Here is a 1,595-nt window from a genome sequence, read left to right as displayed (position 1 = left end):
CTGCCTTCGCCCCCTTCACCCTGGCCTTCATTGCCGTCGTCCCCTCCGCCCTGGCCTTCCTCGCCTTCCTCTCCTCCGCCCTCCTCCACTCCGCTGCCCTCGCCCCCTCCGCTGCCCTCGTCCGCCGCGCGTCCGCCCTTTCCGCGCCCGCCGCTTCCCCTGGGCGCGGACGCGCCCGCGCCCTGTGAGGTGCCGCCGTTCGCCCCGGTGCGGGTGCGCGGCGGGCGGTACCGCGTGCAGCGCCTGGTACGGCGCCGGGGGCGGGCGGTGGCGGCCGGCCTCGCGGTGACCGCGGCGGCGCTGGTGGCGGCGGGGCCGCGCGCTCCGGCGGACCACCCCGCCCCGGCACCGCGCACCGGACACGCGCGCGGACACCCGGCCGCGGGTCCCCCGCAGCGGCAGCGCCCGGCGGAACTGGTGGCGGCACCCGTGCGGATCGCGGACGCGGACACGGTCCGGCTGCTGCGCCCCGGCGACCGGGTGGACGTCGTCGCCGCTCAGGACCCGGCGGCCGGGAGCAGTGCCCGGGTGCTCGCGCGCGGGGCGCGGGTGACGAGGGTGCCGCGGCCGCCGGACGGCGTGGCGGAGGGCGGCGCGCTGATCGTGCTGGCGGTGCCGCGCGCCACGGCGGCGGGGCTCGTCGGTGCGGGCGCCACGGCGCGGCTGGCGGTGACGCTGTGCTGAACCGAGGCGGTCCGCTGCTTGACGACTCACTGTCAAGTCGCTCGTTCGAGGGACGGGATTGGACACGATGGCCGTACCGTGCCGTAGGTTGCGGAGCGTTTTGTTCCACAGCTTGTGTACACGAGGAGCGTCCCAGAGGTGAGCGCGAAGAAGGAATCGAGCGTCTGGCAGGGCTTCAAGGCCTTCTTGATGCGCGGCAACGTCATCGACCTGGCCGTGGCGGTGGTCATCGGCGCCGCCTTCACGAACATCGTCAACGCGTTGGTGAAGGGGATCATCAACCCGCTGGTCGGTGCGATCGGCACGCAGAACCTGGACAACTACAGCACGTGCCTCAGCGGCTCGTGCCACGGGACGCACGGCATCCAGCTGATGTGGGGCTCCGTCCTCGGCGCCACGCTGTCCTTCCTGATCACGGCGACCGTCGTGTACTTCCTGATGGTCCTGCCGATGTCGAAGTACCTGGCCCGCCAGGCGGACCGCAAGGCGGCGCGGGAGGGCACGAAGGAGATCGTCGAGGTGACCGAGCTGGAGGTCCTCAAGGAGATCCGCGACGCGCTGCTGGCCCAGCGCGCGGCGGGGCACGACGAACGCTAGGGCGGCGTCCGCCGCCGGCTCAGATGTGGTGCGGCGGCTTCTCGTCGAGGAAGCGCTTGAGGTCGGACGCGCTGTCGCCGTCCGGCCGCTCGCCCCAGCCGCGGTCGGTGTCGTCCGAGGACTGCTGGTCCAGCGGGTCGTCGAAGACCAGCGCGGGCTTCGGGTCGCGCTGGTCGGGTACGGGGGCGTCGCTCATGCGTCCAGGGTACGACCCCCGTCCCGGCGGCCCCACGGCCGCTCGTGAGGCCGTTCACCAGCCGGTGGCCCGGTTTTCTGCTCTGCTGGGAGCCATGACGTCCAGTTCCACCCCGGCC

Annotated in this window: 4 protein-coding genes; 3 read left to right on the top strand and 1 reads right to left on the bottom strand. The window is 73.7% G+C overall.

What is annotated here, in order from left to right:
• The 3 genes from FRZ03_RS39315 to mscL all read left to right on the top strand — a co-directional run.
• A partial coding sequence (locus FRZ03_RS39315; RefSeq protein WP_186785601.1) for a hypothetical protein occupies positions 1 to 188 on the top strand: 188 nt, incomplete at its 5' end.
• Position 189: 1 nt separating this feature from the next.
• Positions 190 to 684, top strand: a complete 495-nt coding sequence (locus FRZ03_RS39310) for a CpaB family protein (protein WP_222443407.1) — start codon at positions 190 to 192, stop codon at positions 682 to 684.
• Between the two features lie 138 nt (positions 685 to 822).
• Positions 823 to 1,281, top strand: a complete 459-nt coding sequence (gene mscL / locus FRZ03_RS24940) for a large conductance mechanosensitive channel protein MscL (RefSeq protein WP_146467381.1) — start codon at positions 823 to 825, stop codon at positions 1,279 to 1,281.
• A gap of 19 nt (positions 1,282 to 1,300) precedes the next feature.
• Here the strand turns inward: mscL and FRZ03_RS39305 are convergent, their stop codons facing one another.
• Positions 1,301 to 1,477 carry a hypothetical protein gene (locus FRZ03_RS39305; protein WP_186785599.1) on the bottom strand — a complete coding sequence of 59 codons (177 nt, stop codon included), beginning with the start codon at positions 1,475 to 1,477 and terminating at the stop codon, positions 1,301 to 1,303.
• Positions 1,478 to 1,595: the final 118 nt, after the last annotated feature.

It is taken from the genome of Streptomyces misionensis, assembly GCF_007896895.1.
Taxonomy (GTDB): domain Bacteria; phylum Actinomycetota; class Actinomycetes; order Streptomycetales; family Streptomycetaceae; genus Streptomyces; species Streptomyces misionensis_A.
The sequence above is the reverse complement of the archived record's forward strand: the minus strand, read 5'-3'. Positions and strand labels throughout refer to the sequence as shown.